This window comes from Coleofasciculus sp. LEGE 07092 (genome assembly GCF_015207375.1).
Classification (GTDB): Bacteria; Cyanobacteriota; Cyanobacteriia; order Cyanobacteriales; family Coleofasciculaceae; genus LEGE-07092.
Map to the genome: position 1 here is coordinate 1 of NZ_JADEWY010000103.1, position 24708 is coordinate 24708.

At 47.6% G+C, this 24708-nt stretch carries 17 protein-coding genes; 4 read left to right on the plus strand and 13 right to left on the minus strand.

The window, feature by feature from the left end; translation table 11 throughout:
- Together IQ257_RS21765 and IQ257_RS21770 are read right to left on the minus strand one after the other, a co-directional pair.
- On the minus strand, positions 1-1165 hold a 1165-nt coding region (locus tag IQ257_RS21765), incomplete at its 3' end, for a glycerol-3-phosphate acyltransferase (protein WP_193933223.1).
- Positions 1166-1333: 168 nt separating this feature from the next.
- Entirely contained in the window at positions 1334-2587 is a 1254-nt protein-coding gene (locus tag IQ257_RS21770; protein ID WP_193876759.1) for a pentapeptide repeat-containing protein, read from the minus strand.
- A 27-nt stretch (positions 2588-2614) separates the two neighbouring features.
- On the opposite strand from IQ257_RS21770, the gene IQ257_RS21775 reads away from it, so the two are divergent.
- From IQ257_RS21775 to IQ257_RS21785, 3 genes are all read left to right on the plus strand, one after another.
- Positions 2615-2773 (plus strand): hypothetical protein, encoded by a 159-nt coding sequence (locus tag IQ257_RS21775; RefSeq protein ID WP_193876761.1) that lies wholly within the window; start codon positions 2615-2617, stop codon positions 2771-2773.
- Between the two features lie 14 nt (positions 2774-2787).
- The gene (gloA, locus tag IQ257_RS21780) at positions 2788-3219 is read left to right on the plus strand and encodes a lactoylglutathione lyase (RefSeq protein WP_193876764.1); all 432 of its coding nucleotides are present in this window, start codon (positions 2788-2790) and stop codon (positions 3217-3219) included.
- 284 nt (positions 3220-3503) lie between these two features.
- A complete protein-coding gene (locus tag IQ257_RS21785; protein ID WP_193876766.1) occupies positions 3504-4202 on the plus strand; it encodes a ComF family protein in 699 nt (232 codons plus the stop codon).
- Between the two features lie 64 nt (positions 4203-4266).
- Here the strand turns inward: IQ257_RS21785 and nblS are convergent, their stop codons facing one another.
- The 6 genes from nblS to IQ257_RS21815 form a co-directional block, all read right to left on the minus strand.
- Positions 4267-6258, minus strand: a complete 1992-nt coding sequence (nblS, locus tag IQ257_RS21790) for a two-component system sensor histidine kinase NblS (protein ID WP_193876786.1) — start codon at positions 6256-6258, stop codon at positions 4267-4269.
- Between the two features lie 223 nt (positions 6259-6481).
- Positions 6482-7762 carry a phosphoribosylamine--glycine ligase gene (gene purD / locus IQ257_RS21795; protein ID WP_193876768.1) on the minus strand — a complete coding sequence of 427 codons (1281 nt, stop codon included), beginning with the start codon at positions 7760-7762 and terminating at the stop codon, positions 6482-6484.
- Positions 7763-8723: 961 nt separating this feature from the next.
- On the minus strand, positions 8724-10028 hold the full coding sequence (locus IQ257_RS21800) for a serine/threonine-protein kinase (RefSeq protein WP_322744432.1): 1305 nt from the start codon (positions 10026-10028) through the stop codon (positions 8724-8726).
- A 325-nt stretch (positions 10029-10353) separates the two neighbouring features.
- Positions 10354-10872 carry a phage tail protein gene (locus IQ257_RS21805; RefSeq protein WP_193876770.1) on the minus strand — a complete coding sequence of 173 codons (519 nt, stop codon included), beginning with the start codon at positions 10870-10872 and terminating at the stop codon, positions 10354-10356.
- Positions 10872-11030 carry a hypothetical protein gene (locus IQ257_RS21810; protein ID WP_193876772.1) on the minus strand — a complete coding sequence of 53 codons (159 nt, stop codon included), beginning with the start codon at positions 11028-11030 and terminating at the stop codon, positions 10872-10874. The genes IQ257_RS21805 and IQ257_RS21810 overlap by 1 nt, the downstream gene beginning before the upstream one ends.
- Positions 11023-12597, minus strand: a complete 1575-nt coding sequence (locus IQ257_RS21815; protein ID WP_193876774.1) for a CHASE2 domain-containing protein — start codon at positions 12595-12597, stop codon at positions 11023-11025. The genes IQ257_RS21810 and IQ257_RS21815 overlap by 8 nt, the downstream gene beginning before the upstream one ends.
- Positions 12598-13007: 410 nt before the next feature.
- Here IQ257_RS21815 and IQ257_RS21820 point away from each other — a divergent pair, with 410 nt between their 5' ends.
- A complete protein-coding gene (locus tag IQ257_RS21820; RefSeq protein WP_193876776.1) occupies positions 13008-13832 on the plus strand; it encodes a DUF928 domain-containing protein in 825 nt (274 codons plus the stop codon).
- A gap of 118 nt (positions 13833-13950) precedes the next feature.
- On the opposite strand, the gene IQ257_RS21825 is transcribed toward IQ257_RS21820, so the two are convergent.
- The 5 genes from IQ257_RS21825 to IQ257_RS21845 form a co-directional block, all read right to left on the minus strand.
- Positions 13951-14409, minus strand: coding sequence for a chemotaxis protein CheW (locus IQ257_RS21825; RefSeq protein WP_193876778.1), 459 nt, complete (start codon positions 14407-14409; stop codon positions 13951-13953).
- Positions 14410-14463: 54 nt separating this feature from the next.
- On the minus strand, positions 14464-17868 hold the full coding sequence (locus tag IQ257_RS21830) for a hybrid sensor histidine kinase/response regulator (RefSeq protein WP_193933225.1): 3405 nt from the start codon (positions 17866-17868) through the stop codon (positions 14464-14466).
- Positions 17869-17973: 105 nt separating this feature from the next.
- Positions 17974-23556: a GAF domain-containing protein gene (locus IQ257_RS21835; protein WP_228060908.1), complete on the minus strand. Its 5583-nt coding sequence runs from the start codon at positions 23554-23556 to the stop codon at positions 17974-17976.
- A gap of 107 nt (positions 23557-23663) precedes the next feature.
- Entirely contained in the window at positions 23664-24212 is a 549-nt protein-coding gene (locus tag IQ257_RS21840) for a chemotaxis protein CheW (RefSeq protein ID WP_193876782.1), read from the minus strand.
- Positions 24209-24574 carry a response regulator transcription factor gene (locus IQ257_RS21845; protein ID WP_193876784.1) on the minus strand — a complete coding sequence of 122 codons (366 nt, stop codon included), beginning with the start codon at positions 24572-24574 and terminating at the stop codon, positions 24209-24211. Before IQ257_RS21845 ends, IQ257_RS21840 begins: the two co-directional genes overlap by 4 nt.
- Between the last annotated feature and the right edge of the window lie 134 nt (positions 24575-24708).

Sequence of the window (24708 nt, forward strand, 5' to 3'; positions counted from 1 at the left end):
CCCCCAATTCTGGAAGATAAATCCGATACTGTTCCGGTGTCACCTGACCGGATACAACCCTAGTTGCATCTCCAGGTAATCCTTCAATTACCACGGCGTCTCCTTGTTGGGATATCGGATCACGACTGAATGCCACACCGGAAAAAACCCCTTGGATTTGTTTTTGAACCAGCACTGCCATTGAGGTGTCGGGTAAGTCGCGGTTGCGGCGGTACTGGGTAGCGCTTGGGTTATGGTAGGAGGCTAAAACTTGGGTAATGGCTTCCTGGAGTGCGGGTCTGCTGGTAACATTTACAACACTTTGATATTGTCCTGCTGCGGAAGAGGACTCCGAATCTTCTCCTATGGCAGAAGAACGCACAACCAGGGGTTCAGATTCAGAAATGGGTAGGTTTTCAATCAGAGGTTGCGCATCATCTCCCGGTGGCAGTACCCAACCTGTCGGCACAGCGTAACCCCAACGTTTGAGTTGAGATAGATGGGCAGCTTTCTGCCCGACTTGACGAGCATCCAGTTCCTGATTTAAAGAAATAATGGCACGATCGCCTCGAAAAAAACGAAACACGGATTGAGATTCTACCTTTCCTTCCTCGCTGGGAAGGTTTAAATCATCGGGAATTTTATGATAAATCCAGGCTAACAACAGACCCAGTGCGATCGCTGTAACGATTCTGGCTGAGTCTTGGGGATGCAGTAGCGCTAAGATAATTGGAATCAATATTAAGATACTGAGGCGTCCGCTAGTGCGATCGCGGAAAATAGTAAAGCTAATGCCCCCTATTACAAATACAAATAGCGCTACTTTCCAATCATGAACCACAATACCCCAGACCGCGTTTGTTGTTCCTGCACCTTTACTCATCCAGTAGCGGCCCATCACCAGCATAATTAGAGCAATGAGTTCCCAGGCAGGTTCGGTGGGAAAGAAATAACCGGCAAGTAAAACGGCAGCAATACCTTTAAATGCTTCTGATAGCACTGCCAGGATACCAACCCAGCGTCCCCCGTGATAGAAAGCAGCGGAAACGGACACGTTACCCGTACCGACGCGGGATAGCTGAATACGGGTTAATGCGTAAGTAATCCAAGAAATTAGGGGAAGTCCACCCAAGAGAGGACAGGCGGTAAAGATGAGCAAAGCACCCCAAACCTGCGTTAGTGTCATGGGACTGCGAAGAGTTACTAATGTTATTTGATCCTACAACTGGCAGGTTAGGGTCAGGGTGGCAACGGTAATGAGAGCGGACGAGGGCGGATGGGTTGTTGGTGGGATAGCGAGTCAGCTAAGGGAGTTGCATCTGAGATCTTTCACCCTTCTCAGTAAGCCTGATAATTATCGACCTAACTTATTTTCAATTCCTTCACAACCACCAGGAATTGTCTTTCGAGATTGTTCCCCACACCAGTAACAGCAATATTTTCGCTGTTCGTCATCTAGCCGCTTAACAGCAGTGAAATTAACTCCCTCAACCACCGCACCCGTATAAGCACCCGTTTGGTAATTGGGAGGTTGAATGCGGCTACGGGGACTAGCGATTTCCACTAATCCGTAGAACAGACGCACTCCCCTCATATCAGCACCTGCTAGGATAGCCTCATACAAAATAGTCCGAGACAAATTAGCTCCTACCAAGTCGCAGAGACTGAGATTAGCGCGAACCATGTTGGCATCGCTTAATTCCGTCCAGCGCAGATCGGTTCCAGTTAAATCAGCCCCAGCCAACATAACATTCAATTCAATCACGCGCACACCATAGAGGCGGTCTTCTTGGTATCCTCCATCACCATCTAGCATCGGGCGTCCCAAATGGCGATCGCGTTTTAGAGGGGTTAACAACCGGGACTGGGACAAAAATCTCAGAACTTTAGCTTTACCAAGGGCGTCTACACTACTCAGAATAGCGGCTGTTCGTCCCTCACAAAAAGCCCGTTCCTGGGGCCAGTCTTCTAGCAACCCTTCGTCATCCAATGCCAAATCACTGATACCTTGAAAGTAAGCATCAATGGTTTGCTGCTGGGTAATTATATTTTGCTGAATAGTTAGGTCTTTGGAAATAATGTACTGCCGCCATGCAATATAAACCGCTAAGATAGCGATTAGAATTTGTCCTAAAGCTCCGATCCATTCTGCTAGTGAGCCAACCGAATCAAACTTTTTTGTGAACCCAGTCAAGAAAGCCAGAGCGATAACGGCAACTACTACTCCGCAGATAGCAACGAGTTGCAATTGCTGCTGGGGGGATAACGCCTCATTGAGCGATCGCTGCACGGGGGACCAAAGTACCACTACCGACAACAGTAACGTGACGATGACTCCTGTTACTCCAATCCAGAAGTTATCGAGAGCTAACCCCACAATCAGGATAGCGATCGCACTCAGAATAATAACCGATGGATTAGCGATCGCCTTTTGAGTGGGACTCCCCTGACTTGCCAACTGAGACTGCGACAAAATAGATAAGTGTTGCTCTTGGTGATTTTCTTGCACGACTGCCAAGGATTTTCCATTGGTTGAGGCTAAGTCTGTGTTCGAGTTGATACTATCAAGGGCTTGATTGGACTGGGATGGTTCGGGCTGGTTTGTCATGTCTTTGAGTAAAGCAGGCAGGGCGGAGTGCGTAGGAAGCGATGGGTACACTTAGAAGATTTTGATAGCTTACTCTACATTACCGTCAGTACAGGCATGGGTGGCAGTAGCGATCGCACAAGATTTGCTAAACGATTATTAAAGGGCTTGCCTAGAATGAGAGCAAAGAAAGATAAGGAAACGTAAGGAGTTTTTTTTATATGCGAATGCTGCATACAATGCTGCGTGTTGGCAATCTCGATGAATCCCTCAAGTTTTACTGCGACGTGCTAGGCATGAAGTTACTCCGTCAAAAAGACTATCCAGGCGGTAAATTTACTTTGGCGTTTGTGGGGTATGGGGATGAGTCCGATCACACGGTACTCGAACTCACCTACAATTGGGGTGTTAACCAATACGACTTGGGCAACGCTTACGGACACATTGCTATCGGCGTTGATGATATTTACGCTACCTGTGAACAAATCAAGACACAGGATGGTAAAGTTGTGCGGGAACCAGGACCCATGAAGCATGGTTCTACCGTCATTGCCTTTGTGGAAGACCCGAATGGCTATAAAGTTGAACTCATTCAACTGGGAACTCAAAGTTCTGCCCAACAGCAAAAAACTGCCACCGCCGCTAGTAGCTAGGATAAGTAGGCAATTAAGCCCCTAGCTTTCCTGCTCTAGGGCAGCTAGGGGAGCTGACACGACTACGTCTGCGAGGCACCAGCTTATCAAAAGAAAAAAGAGTCACTTGCGCGACTCTCTTGATTATCAGGGTGCATCTACATAACAAACTATAGCACATTAAGGATGAGGGGTGTCACCCCCTATTTAAAAAAATAGTGCAGGGATCTTGCCTGCTACATTCATAAAGACGGGCAGATACCTGTTTTACTGGGTTTCAAGGGGGAGGAGAGTAAGGAAAGCCTATGGTAAAGGAGATTGAGCGACTCAAAAATAGCCTACTTGCTCTCTTTCTGAAATCCAACTGCCCATTATGCGATCGCCCCGCTGAGGCGGAACTGTGCGAGTACTGTCAACGGCAGTTGCAGCGCTGTCAAATGAGTAACCCAAGCGAATTCTGGCAAGAAGAGTTACCCGTATTCGTCTGGGGGAATTATGGGGGTGTCTTGAAACGGGCGATCGCTGCTCTAAAATATGACAACAAACCCCAGTTAGCGCGTCCGTTGGGTTACTGGTTAGGTGAAGCTTGGCTGAAATCTCCTGCTGTCAAGGGAAGCAAAAAATTAACGGTGGTTCCGATTCCCATCCACCCCAGCAAGCGGCAAAAACGGGGTTTTAATCAGGCAGAACTCATTGCTCAAAGTTTTTGCCAGTTCACAGGTTATTCTCATCAACCCTTGGGTTTAGAACGCATTCGGGAAACTGAGGCGCAGTTTGGGCTATCGGTGCAAGAGCGATCGCAAAATCTGGCAGATGCTTTTGAAATTAGCAAAAGCCTTCGCCGAAATTCCCCCAACTCACCCGTGCTAATTGTTGATGATATTTATACCACCGGTGCCACTGTGCGATCGGCAGCTCAGATTTTACACAACTATGGGATAAAGGTTTATGGAGTCGTGGCGATCGCGTCTTCTAAAAAGGGGATGAAGAAAGTACCATCTTAACTCTCAATATGACACGCACTCTACTTGAATGAGCAATATTAGATCTTGTCTTGCATTAATTGTTTCAAAGAACAACAGTAGCAGAGTCAGTATCTTTGGCGATAGCCGTTTCATTAGCTACCTGATGTTCGACCTCTGGTTGTTTTTCCACACAAACATCCAAGTCAAACCAGAATGTCGTACCCACGCCCACTTCGCTGATTAGATATACTCGGCTGTGATGTTTTTCAATAATATTTCTGACAATAGAAAGACCCAATCCCGTGCCTTCTAGAGTATGAACTCGGTTCTCTACCCGAAAAAATCGCTCGAAAATTGCTTCTTGGTCTTCTAAATCAATTCCAATGCCCGTATCAGAGATTTCAATCCGCACTCGACCTGTGTCATGGTGATGATTGCGATTGGGTTCTAGTTGATAGGCACGAATTGCTACTCGCCCACCTGGTTCGGTAAATTTCAGGGCGTTACCAACCAGGTTATCAAACACTTGCAGCAATAAATCGTAATGACCCAAAACCGGGGGTAAATGGGGGGCAATGTCGTGAACCAGTTCAATGCCTTTGTCACGGGCATTTAACTGGTAAGTGCGTAGGGTTTGCTCCACTGGTCCAGCCATGTCTACGGGTTCAAAATGATAAATCCGACAGGATGTTTCCAGTCGTGATAGGTCTAGGACATCGTTAACGAGACGGGTTAAACGGTCAGTTTCGCTATTAGCCGTTTCCAGGAACTCCTGGCGTTCTGTTTCACTCAGGTCTTCGCCGTATTCGTGCAGTGTTTCGATAAAGGATTTGATATTAAATAGGGGCGTCCTCAGTTCGTGAGAGACATTGCTGATAAACTGGCTTTTTGCCTCGTTGAGTTCAACCTCGCGGGTAATATCTTGCACAGTCATGGCAATGCCCTTGATCGTCTCACGGTACTGGTCAAAAACCCTGGTTAAGAGGATGCGGACGGTGCGGGGTGTTGGTTCGGTCAGCCTAATTCGGAACTCTTCACCTTCCCGTTCCCGGTCTGTCGATGTTTCCCCAGCCGCAATTTGATACAGGGGTCGCGTTAGTTCCATTGTTACCGTCCCAGGCAGGTGATGCAGGACATTTTCGCCGTTAAGGTTACTGCCTTCCCAACCAAAAATGCGCCGCGCTGTGGGGTTGATCAAAATTACTTTGAAGTTGGTATCGAGCAGGACAGCACCGTCGGCAATTGTAGAAACCAGAGTTTCTAGCTTGGCTTTCTCAGCCGTCAGTTCCTCAATATTTTGTTCTTCATAGCGCTCCAATCGCTCTGCCATTTCGTTGAAGCTGTGAATGAGTTCCCCTAATTCTCCACCAAAAGGTAGGTCAATTCGCTGCTTGAAATTTCCTGCCGCGATATTTTTGACTCCCACAAGCAGTTCTTTGATTGGTTTAGTAATGGTTAGGGCGTTGAAGACTGCCCCCAAAATCACCATCACCCAAATGGAGATAAAGACGGCGATGGTCACGTCTCTCGTTAAATTTGAGGAAGCAACGACTGTGGGATTGGGGTTAATACCAATCGCTAAAACCCCTAGATAATTGCCTTCATGCATCAGGGGTACAAAAACATCCGTTACTTCCCCATCAGGGGTCAGGTGCTGCCGCACCATCGGCAATTCAGAGCTTTTGGCATAGTCTTCTGGAAGCTGAATCCGACGCTGAATGGTCAGGGAGTTCTGCACTTCAGATTCTGAAAACGGGATGCCAAAAAAAATCCTGCCATCTTCGTCCGCATAGATCATGTAGCGGACGCTAGAGGTACTGCTATAGAAGCGGTGGGAGAAGCGAGCTACCTCTGTAAGATTATTTTCGGCAATCTGAGGGGCGACATTTGCGGCTAGCAACAGACCGAGATCACGACCGAAACGGGTGTCGTTTATTCTCGCGTCTTGTTGAATCGTGTTCACTGCCCAGAAGGTCAAGCCACTCATAATCAAGGAGACGGCTAAAGTGGCTGCCGCCATCAATCGGGTCTGGAGTGTAAACTCTGACCACCAACGGGCGATAACTTCTCGAAGGGTTTTCAGGAAGGCTAGCAAGGTGGGTTTCCCAGCATCAACAAAAGACAACGACAAACAGTCCTTTTTAAAGGTAGGTGCTTTTATCTAAGGATAAGCCCCTTTTTGACTAATTTTCCAATTCTCTAAGCTCGATTCTGCCTCTCGTGCCCTGCTTGGTTAAGGGTTGGGATGGGTTCTGTGTGTCCGCAGTCCGAGCTTAAAAGCCTTGGAGGGGAACGACTTCCTGGATAGTCGTAATCCTTTAAGCGGACATAGATCCCGCTCTCGTCACGGCATGACCTATATCTTTACGATAGTAAATTCCCTCAAACTCAATACAATCCATTGCCCCATAAGCTCCCGCGATCGCTTCTTCTAGTGTTTCACCTGTTGCCGTCACCGACAGCACCCGACCGCCATCGGTGAGGAGTTGTTGGTGCTTGAGCTGAACTCCTGCACAGAATACAGTGGCTCCCTTTTCTTGAGCTTTTTCAATGCCAGCGATCGCTTGACCCTTTTTGTAAGAACCTGGATACCCTTCAGCCGCCGCGACAACACAAGCTGCTGCCCCTGACTTCCAAGTAATCGGTGGAGTTTGCGCCAGTCGCTGCTGAGTACAAGCCAGGAGCAAGTCTTCTAAGGGAGTTTCTAGCAAAGGCAGAATGGCTTGAGTTTCGGGATCACCAAAGCGACAGTTAAATTCCAGCACTATCGGATCGCCTTGGGGGGTAATCATCAACCCGGCGTAGAGGACACCCCGATAGTCAATCCCTTGCTGGCGCAGGGCGTCAACAGTCGGCTGGAGAATTTCTTGCTCGATACGTGTCATCAAGGCAGGAGTAACTAGGGGGGCTGGGGCATAAGCGCCCATACCTCCCGTATTCGGTCCGGTATCCCCCTCACCAATACGCTTGTGATCTTGTGCAGGTAGCAGGGAGCGAACACTCACACCATCTGTTAGCGCTAATACTGAAACTTCTTGACCTGTCAGGCATTCTTCAATCACTACAGTACTAAAGCCGTTCTTGAACAATGACTCAACGCCAGCTTGTGCCTCTTCAACGGTGGCGGCAACTATCACTCCCTTACCGGCTGCCAATCCATCTGCTTTCACCACGATGGGTGCGCCCCGATCCTTGACGTAGGCAGTCGCGGCATCAACATCTGTAAATACGGCAAAGTCAGGTGTGGGAACGCCAGCAGACTTCATCAACGTTTTAGCCCAAGCCTTACTCGCCTCAATCTGAGAGCCTGCCTTGGTTGGACCGAAAACCACTAGGTTCTGGCGTTGCAGGTAATCGGTAATTCCCAAAGCTAGGGGCAGTTCTGGACCGACAACGACTAAAGAAACACCGTGAACCAGCGCAAACCGAGCCATTCCCTCAAAATCATCAATTCGTAACGAAATATTCTGGCAACGCTCGGTAGTTGCCGTGCCACCATTACCGGGAAAGCAGATTACCTGCTGAACGCGCTTGGATTGCAGCAGTTTCCAAACTAGGGCGTGTTCGCGTCCTCCATTACCAACCACCAAAATTTTCACTATAGCCTTACGCTCCAGAATAATGGGACTTTCAAGGTATATCTGCCTCATCTAGTCAGAAGCAGCCACTTACAGAGATCTAGTCGAGTGGACGAGTTCACTCTGCTGTACTGAACTTTTGAGTTGAGCAAATGCTCTACATTATGCCACGGGATTCCCTGGTGATTGATACAGGTGTCAGCAGTTAACCCTCTATTTACAGACGGCAATAATGTCACCAATCAAAAGAAAATCATTACCAGAGATAGCGAAAGTCGTAAGTATAAACTCCGCCTGATAGGGTAGCGAAAAGGGCTAAAATGCAGTTCCAGTCAAGCTTGTAGCCCGCAGACTTTCTTGATAACAGGAGCGCTTGTTGAGATTAAATTTTATCAATTCAGTAACTAGCTCCTGACAAGGTTCTATATCAAATCTTCGTTTATAGGCAGAATCTGCATCAGCTAAACTTGACAGGTTTGTTAAGATAAACCATCCTTCTTTCGGAGAAACCCCTAAGAACTTACGTTTCCATGGTTTCTATCCAGATTGTTACTAAAGGAAACTAAATTTTCTCAAGGGTGAAACTTGGAAAAGATAAAAATAGTTGTATTCTTTTTATTCGGTTTTCAAATCTATAGCAGTGGACACATATCTTAGGACAAACTCTGGTAGAGACGTTCCGGCGGAACGTCTCTACTAAATTCATATATAGTATTTTTAGATGATTCGTGTACAGCCAAAGCACTGAAAGTCTTACTGAGAAAGGGTTGCTTGTTTACATCTCCAGTAAAAATGCTATATGTCCTAACCGTCTTGGCAGTTGCTATAACTGTAGGAGATTAAGCAGGATTTTTAGGAAGATAAATTTGAATGTAAATCATCACCAATTAATTCATGATGAAGCTTCTGTAAATAGACAGAGATTTGTATGAAGATTTGATAAAGGACTTTTGCCAGTCAATCAGGTTAAAATCAATGACAGCTAAATGTTACAGTTCCCCACTCGCGAAAAAAATCCGATAGAACCCACCCAAATGGGAGGAAGCAACCCCCACACCCCTGTCGGCAGATGTCCGGGTGGCGCATCAAGAGTGAAAGTAAGGTTGTCGTAGAAAAGCCACTCGTTATTCACCCGCCATCCTACCTGCTCGGCATAATTCTTTTCCGTTTCATAATCATCAATGCCCGGTTTACCGCCTACGCTTTCCCAAATAGACTTTTGCACACTAAACCCAAACCGTCCGTTGCTGTATCTAACCCAGAGTTGGTTAATCGCGCGCAAATCGTCGCAGGGAAAGGCTTCAATATCTTCAATTCGCAGCCAGCCTTCTGGTTTTCTGCCTGCAACCTCTAGCATTTTGAGATAAGTTGCTTCATCGGCATCTCGCCATTGTCCTGCGGCTAATAATTGCTGAAGCTGACGATAATCATCTGGAATCAGCATCGCTAACCAATCCGGTACAGACTGGGGGCGGTACTCTGAAGCAAATGCCATACCCTTAACAATCGCCTCATTAACCGAATCACTGATAGTAGGGTTAAACTGCTGGGGTGGCTTGAGGGCAACTCCCGCAGCTCTAGCCGGAGATGGGGGTGGGACTTGTACTGTGAGAAGATAATAAAGAGTTGCGGCTAGGGCATAGACATCCGTATATTCCCCCCGTTTGGCTTCTTTGGCATACTGTTCAATGGGGGCAAAGCAGTGAGTTACTTGTTGAGTATGAGTTAGTTCCACATTGGGGATAAACTCCCGTGCCATCCCAAAATCAATTAAAACTGCCGCTTGGCGACCCTTACGCACTAGAATATTTTGTGGCTTCACATCCCGATGCAGCAAGCCCTTCTCGTGGGTGACAGTTAGCGCATCGCCAATTTGCTGAATGTAAAGTAAAGCTTCGACTTCAATAAGAACACCATCTCGGTTCACACGCTGCCAAAGGTCTTCCCCTTCAATATATTCCATCACCATGCAGGGCAGTTCGCCTTCATGAAAAGCATTCTCAATCTGCACGATATGAGGATGTCGAGATAGGGCAAGCCGTAGCGCTTCATTCAAAAAATCTTGCAGGTATTTCCGCCGGAAGCTTTGGAGCTGACTAGAGTTGAGTACCTCGTCCTTCAGCGTCTTGATAACTACAGGATTTCCCCGTTTATCCTGGGCGAGATAAGTGATGCCAAAGCCACCCTCACCCAGTAACTGTTCGATAACATAACGCCCCCCGTATAGCTGTTGACCCGCTGCCCAAGCCATTGTTGATGATATAAGAGTCTGGGTTAATTTTGGCACAGCTTTGATCCGGGTTGGATTTTAGTAGAGAGATAGCATTCTACCTCTCTAGCAGTACGCTGTGACTGTAATCAATAATTCCTCGTCGGAGGATGTTAGCAAAAATTTGCCAAATCTTCATCTAAATGGCAGCATTCTTCATCAAAACTTTTAACCACTCCTTCAAGTTAACGGTTAAGCTCTAATCAGATGAGAGTAATCAACTCACTCACAACTTATACGGGTTCACTTCGCTGCCATCCTGTTCTCAAGGGGTCGAGAACGGGATTTTTTTTCAACAAGCAACAAACTAAAGTCTCCCTATCTCGATGAACTAAGAAGGTAATTAGTTACTTGGGAAGAATCCCGATCCATCCCGTTGAACCTTTGTACTGGCACCACCACCCCCTTGCTTGGCAACCACCTTCAAACCTTCATAGGCTAGAGTTAACTCTTCAATGGCAACCGTACTGGAGCTAGCTTGTAGGGGAGCCGTTTTCCAACCCACCGGTACAGCACCGATTAACGTCCAACACTGCATGGTTTCCCCTGACTGGTTAAATACCAAAACATTGACGTTGCGGCGTTCTTTCTTCCCAGGATTGAGAATAGTGCTGACCCAATTCCAGAAGACTAAATCATCAGTAATGCCACGTTTTAGAGTCACATCATCAAACTTAGCTTGCTTGAGAAAAATACGCTGTTGCTCGTTAACTCCTCCTTCAAAGTAAACCTCTTTATCAACTTGAACACCCAACCCCGAACACTCGCTAAATGATGCTGAAATCTGACTTTCGATTTCAATATAAAAACGATTGGCAGTAACGTAGCTGAGTTCGTGGACAATATTACCGTTGTCAGCCATTAGAAGAACCCTCTGTAGTATCTGCGACGTTCAACCTTCGTTCGCAAGTCCTCCTGCATCAGCTCGTAAACGCGATCGCTCATTTTTCGCAGCATCTGAGGGTCTTGCAGAACTTTAGCGGCTAATTTTAACAAAGCCTTTCGCTGTGTGTTATTCATGGTCGTCTTCTTTTTTCTTCATCCGCTTGCCTCGTCGCTGCAATTGCTGCAAGTAGTCATCTGGCGAGGCTGATTCGTCTTCTTGTTTAGGTTCGGTTGGCTGCACCTCTGGCGATTCGTTGATTACCGGAGGAATATCTTCAGTTGTAGACTCCTCAACAGTAGGAGTACTCTTGCGCCGCCGCAGTTCTTTCGCTTTTGCCTGCAACTCCTGGAATGTTTCATTTTCTGTAATTTCTGCTACTTGACGCTCTTTTTCAGAGTGGTCAATGTCAATATCGATTTTCAGGAGTTTTTTGACGCCTTTATAAACAGCTTGGGCATAGCGGTCAATTAATATCACACCCCCTGCTGTTACGACCAGCGCCAATGCTGGAGGTACTAGGGGAATCCATCCAGCTTGCAGAAATAAAGCATAACTCGCTCCGTACAAAACTGCGATCGCACCGATTCCAGCCGGAACCAAAATCCACGGGCGGCGGATTTTCCAAGCCAAGGTTCCGCCGACAACTGACCAACCGAAAATCCACAGAACTTCACCCCACCCAGACCAATACCAAATAGAAGGTCGCCCCTCCAATGCTGACGCGAGAATTTGACTGGCAATCTGGGCGTGAATCACCACCCCTGGCATTTCTACTCTATCCTGTCCACCCGCACTATAGGGCGTGGCAAAATCGTCATTCTTCGTGGTTGCTGTATAACCAACCATGACAACTCGGTCTTTCACTAGATTCGGATCAACTTTCCCTTCCAATACATCTGTCAGGGTGACTTGCTCTACGGCATTCTGACCGGAGCGATAGTTGATCATAATCTGGTAGTCTTCTGCACGAGTGCTGTAGTATCCACCCGACTGCTCTTCTAGGGGTTTGAATACGGCTGACCCTAATGCTAGGTTTCCCTCTTCGGTTTGGTCTAGATAGATATCCTTGCCTTCCAAGTAAACCATTGCTGTATTTAATGCAAAGGAGGGGATTTGGTTTTCCTCAGAAACGTAATTACAATAATGGGGATTTTCGATGGCAACTTTGGTGGGGAAGGGAATTGAAACTAAGATCGCGCGGCGAATCGCCACATCCCGGTCGAGGGGCAAATCGGCAAACCCAATCCGCTCTTCTGGCACTCCAGGCGCAGCGGGATTTCCAGGTTCAGTGGGCGAACTAAGTTTACAAGCCGCAATAATATTTTCGTTTTCCTGGAGAACTTTTACTAACTGCTCCCGACCCGTCTCGACCTTCACATCCCGCAAAATATCTATGCCGATTACTCGCGGTTGATACTCCTCCAATTTTTGTAAAAGCTCCGCCAAGGTGCCATCAGGGATATTGGGCGCATTCATTTGCTGAATGTCTTCTTCGCTAATTCCAACTACCAACATCCGGTCGTCTGAACCTGGCTCAGGACGCGATCGCATCAGTTGGTCGTAGGTTCGGAGTTCCAAGCCTTCCAAGCCTCCCAATTGCCGCACCCCCACTATCACCCCCGTAACCACGGCACTGGTAAGAATCACCGTTCCACCAAAGGTGGTTAGCGAACGAAATTTTTCAAAAAATTTAGAAATCATAATGGCATTGCCTCCTCATCCTTCGAGGGTTAATTAACGCACAACGCTAGTTCTTTCCTACTCCCTACTCTCGCCCTTTGTTAAGATTTTTTACTAAATAAGGCGTTATTTGAATTGCTTTTGCTATAAAGATTGGCTAAAATAATATCATATATCCTATACTGCTATGTTGCTTGTGTAATGGTTGTCTAGCCAAATGTTACATTTAGCTGAATCCACCACAAGACCCATTACGGTTCAGGAAGGTATAGAGCTTCAAGCTTTAATGATTTTTAAAGATTTGTTGAAGGATTAGAGAAACTTTCCTGAAGACAGAGTAGTCAAAATCATATATTTTTTTATTGGTTAAACTCTCTACTAGATTCATGAGCTGAAATTCGGTCAATTGCTGTCATTGGAAAGGAATCAAGATGAGAAAGCCTTCTGTATACGTCAAAACATTGTCCTTGGTTTTATCGGCGGGATTGGTGGTAAGTGCCAGCACCATAGCAACTGCCAGCCCTAAGCCTAATTTTTCCAGCCAAGGTCAAAAGGCTCCTTCAGAAACCCTGGTAGGGAATAAGCGCCTGAGATTTAAAGTGCGGGGTGTCCGAGCTTCCCGGCGTCGGACTGGGGGAATCTCGCGGGGTTCCCGTATGTGTTACGGCGAGGAGATAACAGTAACGCCGTTGCTGCCGAAACTCACCCCGGAGCAGTCATCAAAACCGGATAAAATTGCCATTGAATCTACCGTAGTCCCAGATCCGAACTTCTATGTTTACGTGAGTCCTACCAAGGCACAGGAAGCGTCCTTCACTCTGCTCAATGAACAAGGCGACGAGATCATCTATGAGGAAACCATTGATCTGAAGGATAATAATCCCGGAATCATCAGCGTTAGCCTTCCTGAAAATGCCAATTTGCTGGAGGAAAATCAGACCTATCACTGGTTCTTCTCCGTTCAATGCGATCCCAATGACTCCGCAGGCGATGCGATTGTAGAGGGATGGGTCAAACGAGTGCCAATGGATGATCAGCTAGAGAGTGAGTTAGAACAGGCAGAAGATCGCGATCGTCCAACTGTCTATGCAGAGTATGGCATCTGGACTGACAGCTTAACTGCCTTAGTTGAGTTACGCGAACGCTATCCCACCGACCAAGAAGTGGCAGGCGATTGGCGCAGTTTGCTAGAATCAGTCGGTTTAGACACTATTGCCGACGAACCTATCATCGGTTCAGTGACAGGAATTGAATAGACATCTTGCTCTTATGGGTAAATAAGGAAAGGAACAGATACTGGTAAAACCGAATAGTCGCAAGAGGTCTATTTAACAAAGACTGATTTAGAGACGCGATATATCGCGTCTCTAGGGTCTAAGTTTGGTGTGCAGGCTCTAGTAGCCGCTGGGCATTTAATAAAAAAATAGTGGCAGGGGTTCCTTCGTGAGTTAGGCTCGCCGTATGGCTTACCATCCGCAACGGATCGGCATGACTGTCAGATTCAGGAAGACGTTGCACCATGTCGCCGCTTAATTCCACTAAAGTAGGGGGTTCATCCACAGCAATCCCCCAGAGTTCACTATCGGCAGTGCGGGTAATGACTAAAAACGGTGGGGAATCAGATGCGATCGCTAAATTCCCACCATTGAACTGCTGATGCAACTCCAAAACCCTGATGGTATGACGACCTAGACGGACTAATCCCATCCCTCGGAGTCCTCCACTATCAGGAGGAGAGCTCACCACTTTCAGCACGTCCCTCATCGGCAGTCCTAGAAAGCGATCGGCTATTTTAAAAACAATGAATTTTTCTACCCTTGAATCATCCTGCATCGTTCGTTTGCTGTTATTGGTTAGTCGTATTCAGCACTCTCTACTCCCTACTCCCTACTCCCTAAAATCCACGGTAGAATTCTGAATTTTTATCTTGAGCGCATCACTCACTATTGCCAAAAGCTCATGTTCTAGATAAGGCTTCGTAATATAAGCTATTGCCCCCAACTCTTCGGCAATTAAGCGGTGCTTTTCTCCAGATCGAGAACTCAGAATTGCGACCGGAATATAGGCTAAAACCGAGTCGTGCTGGCAGTGCTTGAGAAACTCAAACCCATTCATGCGCGGCATTTCAATATCACAGATTACCAACTGAATCTGTGGATGACGCTGGAGTTGCTCGATTGCTTCACAACCATCTCTGGCTTGCAATACCTGATAACCTGAATGCTGTAGGGTCATCGCCAAGGATTGGCGCACAGTCACAGAATCATCCACCAACAGTACTGTCGGATGCGATCGCACTCGGATATCTAAATCCCGTGAAGCTGGCAAAGCCGCACGGTTTTGGGTGGGTAACTGTTGCTGGGGTTGGTTTGCTGCTTGCAGTTGGGGAGCTTGATAACCCAGCAACCTAGTATCCCCGATAGGAGTTGAGCGGGTGGATTCTGTTTCTGTGAAACCTCCCATCGTCAAATCTTCAACCTGAAACTGATTAGAGAGGTGCTGCATCAGTGTCGCACCATCAATCACCAGCGTCAGCCGACCGTTCGCTAAAATACTGCCCCCATAAATATAGCGAGGGGATGCAATCGTTGCTCCTAGGGGACGAATTACCAATTCCTGCTCACCGATTAACTGGTTAACTTCCAAACCCAGAAGCTTATCCTGGCAACGAATGAGAACCAGAGGTATTAATTGCGGCTGTTCTTGAGAAATCAAGGGGTGCTGGGACTGCAATACTAAAGGTTTGGGAGGCGGTGAGCCATAATCTAAGACAGTTGCCAGTTGGAAAATGGGAATAAGTTGTTCCGCCGCACCCTGCCCCCACCGTAGAACTTTACCATCGTCCCAACAGCGCAACTGGTCAGACTGAGGAATTATAATTTGCTCGATCGCATCGGTTAGTAAGGCATAGACTTGTTCGTCAGATTGCACCAACAGCAACTTAGCGATCGTCAGGTTTAGGGGAATTTGGAGTCTGAAGGTCGTACCTTGATAAGATTGGGACTCAATCGTAATCGAACCTTGTAAAGCCTGCAACTGAGCGCGAACCACATCCAGACCAATCCCTCGTCCCGAAAGGTCGTTCACCTCAGATGCTGTAGAAAAGCCGGGTTCAAAAAGCAAATCCTTGAGTTGAGACTCGCTAAGACTGCTAGCTTGTCCTGGATCAAACAAAAGGTCTGCTGCCCGTTGGCGAATTCTCTCGAAATCCAATCCCAGACCGTCATCCCGAACTTCAATCACCAAGTACTTGCCCTGATAGCTAGCACAAATTTCAATCTGACCTTTCCTTGGTTTGCCATGCTGTTGTCGAATTTCTGGTGATTCAATGCCATGGTCAAAGGCGTTGCGTACCAAGTGCAACAATGGATCATACAGCTTCTGGGCGACAACTTTATCCACCAGAACATCAGTCCCCCGCAGTGTCAACTCCACTGACTTATTGCGAGTTATTTCTAACTGTTGCAAAACGCGAGGGAAACGACCAAAAATTTCCCCTAACGGCAACATCCGCGCTTCCATAAGAATATCGCGGGTATTGGTCAGCAGTCGGCGTTGTTTATCCAGAGTCTGATTCGATTGGTGAGTAAACAAGTCAATCGCTTCAGCCGCCTCTGCTAATTGCACCGTATCTTCAATCAGCGACTGAATTAAAACATGAGATTCGCTATAGCTGTCTAGTTCCAAAGAATCAAATCGACTTTGGAGTTGGACTTGAGGAGCTTTATTCCCCATTGCCCATTCCCCATGCCTCATTCCCCATCTTCTAGTCTGCCGTTGTTCCCGCACGATAGACTGACGGTCAGACCAATCCTGCAATTGTTCAAGGAGTCGCTGATGTTGCTGGAGGCGGGTAAGGAGTACTCGAACTACAGACTGGAGTTGATCATGCTGGAGTGATTGGTGGTTTTGGTTGGTTAGCAGTTCTCCAACTGAGTAATTGAGTTGTTCTAAATGCTCAACATTAACTCGTATGGTTTGAGAGGCAGCAACGGAGTCTTTTTGAGAAATGAGCGATTGGAAATTTGGCGCGGACGGTTGTTCTGTGACAAGTTCATCCATTACTCCCGTAGAACTCAAAACTAAGCCCTCATCCCTCTGTTCTTCAGTTTCTGGTTCTACCTCCTCTGTGCTACTCTCATCGACGGGTTCAGAGGTTTGGAAATCGGTAAACGTTTCCCCTCCCCAAATTGCCTCTAAGAGCGAGTTGTCAGATTCTTCGTTATGGAATTCCTCCAAGCTTGACTCTATTGACTCTAACTCAGGTGAATTAGTTAAATCGCTCAGTTCCGCTTCATTGATTAATTCTTGATTGTGGACGGGTTCCTCTTGAGAGAAAGAAACACTAGGGTGAGAGAGTAAATCCAGCTCCCCAGCTCCCCAGCTCCCTTGCTCCTCAGCTCCCTTGCTCCCCAGCTCCTCAGCTCCCTTGCTCCCCAGCTCCTCAGCTCCCTTGCTCCCCAGCTCCTCAGCTCCCTTGCTCCCTTGCTCCTCCGCTCCCTCTTCCCTAAAGCCAGCCAATTCCTGGAGAGTCAGAGATACTTGACCCCCTTGAGTGCGATCGCCTGCAAGGACAGCAGCGTGTCCATTCTGGAAGTCTACCAGAGCTGTTCGAGCAATAGCCACCGCTTGATCTGGAGCGGTATCTAAGGCAGTGAGTGCTGTTTGCGCGATCGCTCCGAACCCTGGTAAATTTAGCGATTCTGCTAAACCGAGAAAGATTTCAGCTTGAGCCCGCAGCGTGTTAGCGATTGTGGGTAGATGTTCGCTATCTAGGGCGGCAGTCAGTTCATTTAACCGTTGGATGACGCCGACTTCAAAGATAGACTGCGTGACATCAAAACCTAACTCTACTGACGTGGGAATGTAAGCATCTTGACCGAAACAGTCTCCTAATTTTTCTTGCAATTGAGTAAAAACAGCAGCAGTTCGGTCGAGAATTTCAGCTTCATTAACCTGTCCACCAGTCAGTTGAGCCGTTAGGGGGACACGCAGGCATTCGTAGCTCTCAAAAATTAAGGCTTCAACGTCTGCATCAATGACTAGCTCAGTATTTAAGAGCGATTTAAAAATATCTTCCAAGGAGTGAGCAACGCTTTTAATCGTTTCCAGTCCGATGCTGGCTGCTGCTCCTTTAAGGGTGTGAGTCGTCCGCATCAAGTTGTGGACTTTATTGATATTAAAATCAACTCTCAGATTCAGCAATTCTTGTTCTAAGACTTGCAAAAGCTCAGGCGCTTCTTCAAGGAAGTAATGATAACTTTGTTCGCGAATACTTTGGTCATGAGTCATTGGATAACTGTCAGTTGCTAGTGATGAATGGCTAGTTATTAGTTATTAGTTATTAGTCATTAGCCGTCAGCCAAGGACTAAGGACTAATAACTAATGAGTAATGACTAACTGACCTTAAATTGGTCAGCGCTGGCTTGAAGCTTCTGAGCCATAGTCAGAAGTTCCTTAAAGGATGCAGACATATCCATAGATTCTTCCGAAGACTTATTCGCGATCGTCGCTACATCTGTCATGGTTTGCGTCACCGATTGCAACTCCTCGGTTTGTGCCTGAGTCGCTTGGGTAATGCCGACTACCAGTTGACTAATTTGGCTGGTGGCTTCTACGATCGCATACAAATTCTCGCGGGCATCATTCACTAGATGAGTACCTTGAGCAACCTGTTGGATACCCATTTCCATTACCGATGACACTTCTGCCGTACCCATCTGGATTTCCTGAACCAACTGGGCAATCTCAGTAGTAGCTTCTGCTGACTGACGAGCTAGAGAGCGCACCTCATCGGCAACAACCACAAAACCACGCCCATACTCACCCGCTCGGGTGGCTTCAATGGAGGCATTCAGCGCTAGCAATTGGGTTTGTGTGGTAAAGTTGCTAATCAAATTCACCACCCGCGATACCTTTTGGGTCGATTCACTCAACCGCTTGAGCCGCTTGCCGGTTTCCGCCACGGTTTCCCGGATATCCAGAATCCCATCCACAGTACGGTTCATCGCCTCATCCCCTGTTTTGACGGTTTGGTTTGCCCGTTGAACAGCGACTTCTACTTCTTGAGCGCTGGCTCCTACAGCTTCTGTAGAATTGACTAGGGTCTGAATTTGTACCAGAGTCTTGTCTAGAGCGACGAACTGCTGTTGAGCTTGGGCAGTAAGACCCCAAATTGCCGCTTCACTGTTTTGAGAAGTAGTCGCAACATTGCGAGAGGACTCCTGCACCTGCTGCACAATTTGCTGTAGGCTTTGCAGAGTAGTGTTGTACGCCGAGGCGACGGTGCCAACTTCATCTTCTGTGATTGGCGCTCGGACGGTCAAATCACCTTCCAATGCTGGTCGCACTGCCGATAGCAACTGAATAACAGACTGCTGTAAGACTTCTTTCGCGCCTTTTTCTCGCTGTGCTGCTTCTGCGAGTTGCTGAGACTGCTGTTGAACCTGTTCTACGGATTCCGCTTGCTGGAGGGCGATTCCTAACTGGGTTGCCATCTGTACCAAGAGCTTCACTTCGCCTTCATCCCAGGTTCGGGGTTCGGTGTTGTGGTAAACCGTCAGCAAGCCCCAGAGTTGCTCACCTTTAAATAAAGGAGCGATCGCATAAGCTTTGGCACCCCACTCTGTCAGCAGGTCTAAATCAAAGGTCAGACTATCGGCTGTGGTAATATCGCTAATGGCACTGGCTTGGCTTTTGCGATAGATACCGCCCATGGTTTCTTGCAAAACAGGGTCAGTCACCTGAGCCAATTCAGTCCCCACCAGCCTCACGTAACCACCACCAACATCTTCAATCGTAAATTCTCCACTCCAATCGGGATGGAAGCGATAGATTGCCACCCGGTCTGTTTTAAAGAGTTGCCGAAGTTCTTGACAAGTGGCACGCAATAGAGTATCAGGATTAAGGGTTCCCTGTTGCAAGCGCTCGGCAATTCGCTGTCCGGTTTTGTAGAGCAGGTTGATAAAGTTACTTTCCCGCTCGGCTAACTTGGCGAATTTTTGAGATTGCTGCTCCACCTGTTTCAAATAATCCACCCGTTGCAAGGCAATCCCGACTCCCTGACCAAGCTGAGTTAGAGCTGTGATTTCTGGCTTAGTCCAGTGGCGGGGTCCGCTGTTTTGGTAAGCGCAGAGGATGCCCCACAGCTTGTCCCCAACAAAAATCGGTGCCAGGGCATAGGCTTTCACCTCAAATTGTTCTAAGATTTCGACGTGACACTCCGAATGACCAGCCCCATAGATATCGTCAACGGCAAAGCTTTCCCGGTTGCGATAGCGACCGCCTTGGGTTTCTTGCAAGTAGCTATCGGGCCAAATGGTTTGAATATCAGGACCTACCAGTGGCAACCAGCCTGTTGATACAGATTCGGCGACAAAAACGCCACTCCAGTCTGGTAGGAAGCGGTAGACAGCGGCGCGATCGCACTTAAATAATTGCCGGAGTTCCAAAGTTGTGAGCTGATAAATCGTGTTTACTTCCTCACATTGACTCAACTTGGTGAGAACCTTAGATACAGTCTCTTGAGTTTGGGCAACGATCGCTTGCTGGCTCGATTGAGCCTGCAACTGCCCCAAGTAGTTCAGTCGCTGCAAGGCAATGCCCACCCCTTGACTAATTTGAGTTACGCCAGTGATTTCAGCATTGTTCCAGTGGCGCGGTTCACTGTTTTGATACGCGCACAAGACCCCCCACAACTTTTCCCCTACAAAGATCGGGGCGGTTAAATAAGCTTTAACCTCAAACTGCTCTAAGATGTCAATGTGACACTCAGCGTGACCAACCTGGTAGATATCATCAACGACCAAGGTTTCTCGGTGACGATAGCGACCGCCTTGGGTTTCTTGCAAGTGAGTATCTTCCCAAACCGTTTGGATATCGGGTCCCACCAGTGGCACCCAACCCGTCGATACGGATTCGGCGACAAATTTACCACTCCAGTCTGGTTCAAAGCGATAGACTGCCGCGCGATCGCACTTGAGCAACTGCCGAACTTCCGTAGTAGTTAGACGATAAATCGTGGTTTCTTGATCAAGTTCACTGAGCTTGGTGAGAACCCCTGACACCGCTTCTTGGATTTCGGCAATGGTTGCCAATTGAGCCGACTGAGTCTGCACTTGCTCAAGGTACTCGGCTTGCTCCAGGGCTACTCCAAACTGAGACGCGATTTGCTTGACAAACTGAATCTCGCTGTCCTGCCACTGACGCGCACTATCACATTGGTGAATGCATAGCAGTCCCCACAATTGATTTTGTTTCAGTAATGGCACAACTAAGTTGGCTCGTACCTGAAACTGAGAAAGGATAGCAAGGTGGCACTCGGCTAGATTTTCCTTGTAAACGTCAGGGGATGCCCAAACACGCCCTAGCCGATAATTGTCCGCGTGCTTCTCACCAAAGCAGTGGTCGTGTATCCTGACCTCCATGGCTGAGGTATATTCAGACAAGACATCCTCAGCGACGAATTCCCCATCATCAAAGCCAGAGTCAGGGTAAAAGCGAAACACACCGACTCGGTCAGTTTTGAGCAACTGTCGAACTTCCCGAGAGGTGGTTGCGAAAATTTTATTCACATCTAGGGACTGGCGGATATTGGAGACGATTCGTGTGGTAGCTCGGTCTAGCTCTGAAGTTTTAGTGAGTTGGACAGATTGTTCCTGCAACTGCTTCAGGTATTCAGATTGTTGTAGCGCGACGCCGAGTTGTGTCCCCACTTGAGTCAGCAACCGCACTTCGCTCTCTTCCCAATGGTGTGGATTACTGTGTTGGAAGGCACTGAGCAATCCCCAAAGCTTGGTTCCTTGGAAGATGGAGACAACCATGCAAGATTTGACGCCAAAGTACTCTAAGGCTTCGATATGGCAATCGGTCAGCTCGGCATGGTAGATATCATCCACCACCAAGGGTTCATTATCACGGAAGCGACCGCCTTGGTGTTCGTTAAGATAGGGGTCTTCCCAACCACTGCCAACTAGTTTGGGCCATCCTCCGGTTTCAGACTCTACGATAAAGTCACCGAAATAGTCATCGCGGAACTTGTAGATGGTGACTCGCTCGATATTGAGTAGTCGTCGGACTTCTTGGGCAGTCGTCTCGAAAATCTTGTCAATCTCGAGGGGCTGCCGAATCTTATCAACCACTCGGGCTAAGGCTCGCTCTCGTTCGATTTCCTTAGCGCGTTGCTCGGATTGGGATTGAATCTGTTTAAGGTATTCTGCCTGTTGCAGGGCTACTCCCAGTTGAGCTGCAATCTGCTGGAGCAATTTAACTTCGTCGTCTTCCCAATGTCGTACAGTGCTGTTTTGAAAGGCACTGAGCAATCCCCAGAGCTTAGTTCCTTGGAAAATAGAAACAATTGCACAGGATTTAACCCCAAAGTCTTCTAAGGCTTCGATATGGCAATCGGTCAAATCAGCATGGTAAACATCATCGACGACCAAGGGTTCGTTATTGCGGAAGCGACCGCCTTGGTGTTCATTGAGATAGGGATCTTCCCAACCACTGCCCACGAGTTTCGGGAATCCTCCAGACTCCGACTCATAGACGAAATCTCCGAAATAGTCGTCGCGGAACCTGTAGATCGTCACTCGCTCGATATCAAGCAGTTTACGCACTTCTTGAGTGGTTGTTTTGAAAATGCTCTCAATGTCAGGCGTTTGGCGAATTTTTTCGATGACGCGGGTAACAGTTCGCTGCCGTTCGGCAACCTTAGTCAACTGTCCCGTCCGAGCTTGCAGTGAACTTAAGTATTCTGCTTGTTGCAGGGCGACGCCAAACTGCCGACCGACGAGAGCCAGCATACTAGTATCGGATACTTCCCACTGACGCGGACTAGAGTTTTGAAACGCTGCCAGTAATCCCCACAGTTTATCGCCCTCAAAGATGGGAGCTATCGCGTAGGCTTTTGCCTCAAACTGTTCTAATAAGTCAATGTGACAACTTGCAAGACCGGCAGTGTAGATGTTATCTACAGCAAAGGTTTCTTCATTACGATACCGACCGCCTTGAGTTTCTTGCAAATAGGTATCAGCCCAGACTTTTTTAATGTCAGGTCCAACAAGGGGAATCCACCCCGGACTCACTGATTCTGCGATAAAGTCACCACTCCAATCGGGAAAGAAGCGATAGACTGCTACGCGATCGCACTGGAGCTGCTGCCGGATTTCACGAGTAGCGCTGCTAAAAACAGTGGGTACATCCAGAGAATAAAGGATATTCTTGAGGACTTTAGCCGCGACTTTACCAACGATTTTGGTCTTTTCAGTCTGTTCTCGCTGTTGGGTAAGCAGTTCCCACGGCTGTAAGTTGAGGGCTAGTTGGCTGGCAATCTGGAAGAGCAGGTTAATTTCGGCTTCCTGCCATACCCGAGTTCTAGAGCACTGCTGCACCACTAACAAACCCCAAACTTTCTTCGCTAGAATGAGCGGCAAACTCAGACTGGCTTTAACTTGAAAGCGTTTGAGTAGTTGAAGTTGGTAAGGACTCGTTACCTCTTGGTAGAGATGATTCAGCGTAACGATTTGTTTTTGCTGGTAATCAATCTGATCTTGGGCACCAAATACCAGAGCCGGTAGATCTTCTCCTCGGCTAGGAGTGTAGCCCGTCACCATCGACTCAGCCACCACTACACCTTGGCAATCATTCTTGGCGCTACCCTTTGGGTAATCGCTATCAAAGCGGTAAATCAGCGCTCGGTCTACTTGAAAATGCTCCCGAACCTCTGCCACTGTTGTTTCCAGCAGAGCATCAATCGTATCAATCGTTGAGGCACGGCGCATCCGAGTAGCAACATCGAGCAACCACTGCCGCTGTTGCTTGAAATAGTCCTCCGCGTTGACGGCTAACTCTGTCTTAGACTCTACAGAAGTCTGATCTGCACCTTGCTGTAGCGCTTCGCTATCGCCATTAGTTTTCTTTAAAGGTGAATTGGTCGCAGGCTCAGGGTTAAGTACTTGCTGAGATTGCTCGATTTCTTGCATGATTAGCTTAATCCTTTGTGTCTAGTCCTTCTAAAAGTTGGTAGAGATGTAGTTCTACCGCTCTTGTGCCCCTGTGCCCCTGTGCCCCTGTGCCCCTGTGCACCCCGTCACCCTATTTCTCTTGAATACATCCCTCTATGGACTTGCCATAGGGGATACTCAATGATGCCTGTGGCATTCAAAACCACACCCTTATTCCCTGGTAATGCCCCCAGAATAAAGGGCAAGAGTTTGGGCGGAAATAAACCCGAGGTGGCTGGTTGGAGGTGCTGCAAGTCATGTAACTCGATATCATTAACTTGCGATACCATCAAACCCACAAATTGGTCATCGACCTGAACTACCATCACCGCGACTGATCCATAGATATGCCCGTTTTGCAATAGAGCAGGATAACCCATCAAATGGTTGAGTTCGATCAACCACAGCATTTCTCCCCGCCAGTTACAGATACCCAAAACGCAAGTGGGCATCTCCGGAACAGGCAGAATATCTCCCACCTCAATACGGATAATTTCCGCAATTTGCTCCAAGGGCAGCAGGGCACTATCTTCGATACCTAGGGGAAATCGGAGCATTCGCTGGCGGGTATCTGGAGGTAATGGGTCAAAGGCGAGAGGGTCAAGTTCTGTTAGGAATGAGTCCAGTGAAGTCATGAGTGTGTGAGTTGCTGGATTATTTGCATCAGTTGTTGCTGGTTTACTGGTTTTGGCAAGTAGGCATTAGCTCCCAACATCGAACCCCAAAGTTTGTCAGCATCAGTGTCTTTGGTCGAGCAAATTACGATCGGTATCTTTTGGGTACTAAGGTTAGTTTTGAGTTGTCTGCACAGCTCAAATCCACTTTGACCCGGTAAAATCACGTCCATAATTACCAAATCCGGTGTTTGGGATTGAAGTTTGAGGTGAGCTTCCTCACTACTTTTAACGCTGACTACATTCAAACCTGCCTGTCGGAGATAACGAGTTAGCACTTCCGTTTCCGTCAAGCTATCTTCAACCAAAAGAACTGTTGTCATAAAGTTAATTGTTGCCATACAAAATGTTGTTAAGGGGGGTCGTTGGAGTTGCCTTAAAACGGGGAAGATAAGGAGGGTGAGGAAGGTGGGGGGATTGTAATCAACATTCAGTCAGCAAATTTTCTCCCCAGCTC

What these genes read in the sequence shown, in the direction of transcription:
- IQ257_RS21770 (WP_193876759.1), bottom strand. Translation starts at nt 2,587, where the DNA reads ATGACAAACCAGCCCGAACCATCCCAGTCCAATCAAGCCCTTGATAGT.
- gloA (WP_193876764.1), top strand. Translation starts at nt 2,788, where the DNA reads ATGCGAATGCTGCATACAATGCTGCGTGTTGGCAATCTCGATGAATCC.
- IQ257_RS21785 (WP_193876766.1), top strand. Translation starts at nt 3,504, where the DNA reads ATGGTAAAGGAGATTGAGCGACTCAAAAATAGCCTACTTGCTCTCTTT.
- IQ257_RS21805 (WP_193876770.1), bottom strand. Translation starts at nt 10,872, where the DNA reads ATGGCTGACAACGGTAATATTGTCCACGAACTCAGCTACGTTACTGCC.
- IQ257_RS21810 (WP_193876772.1), bottom strand. Translation starts at nt 11,030, where the DNA reads ATGAATAACACACAGCGAAAGGCTTTGTTAAAATTAGCCGCTAAAGTT.
- IQ257_RS21815 (WP_193876774.1), bottom strand. Translation starts at nt 12,597, where the DNA reads ATGATTTCTAAATTTTTTGAAAAATTTCGTTCGCTAACCACCTTTGGT.
- IQ257_RS21820 (WP_193876776.1), top strand. Translation starts at nt 13,008, where the DNA reads ATGAGAAAGCCTTCTGTATACGTCAAAACATTGTCCTTGGTTTTATCG.
- IQ257_RS21825 (WP_193876778.1), bottom strand. Translation starts at nt 14,409, where the DNA reads ATGCAGGATGATTCAAGGGTAGAAAAATTCATTGTTTTTAAAATAGCC.
- IQ257_RS21830 (WP_193933225.1), bottom strand. Translation starts at nt 17,868, where the DNA reads ATGACTCATGACCAAAGTATTCGCGAACAAAGTTATCATTACTTCCTT.
- IQ257_RS21835 (WP_228060908.1), bottom strand. Translation starts at nt 23,556, where the DNA reads ATGCAAGAAATCGAGCAATCTCAGCAAGTACTTAACCCTGAGCCTGCG.
- IQ257_RS21840 (WP_193876782.1), bottom strand. Translation starts at nt 24,212, where the DNA reads ATGACTTCACTGGACTCATTCCTAACAGAACTTGACCCTCTCGCCTTT.
- IQ257_RS21845 (WP_193876784.1), bottom strand. Translation starts at nt 24,574, where the DNA reads ATGACAACAGTTCTTTTGGTTGAAGATAGCTTGACGGAAACGGAAGTG.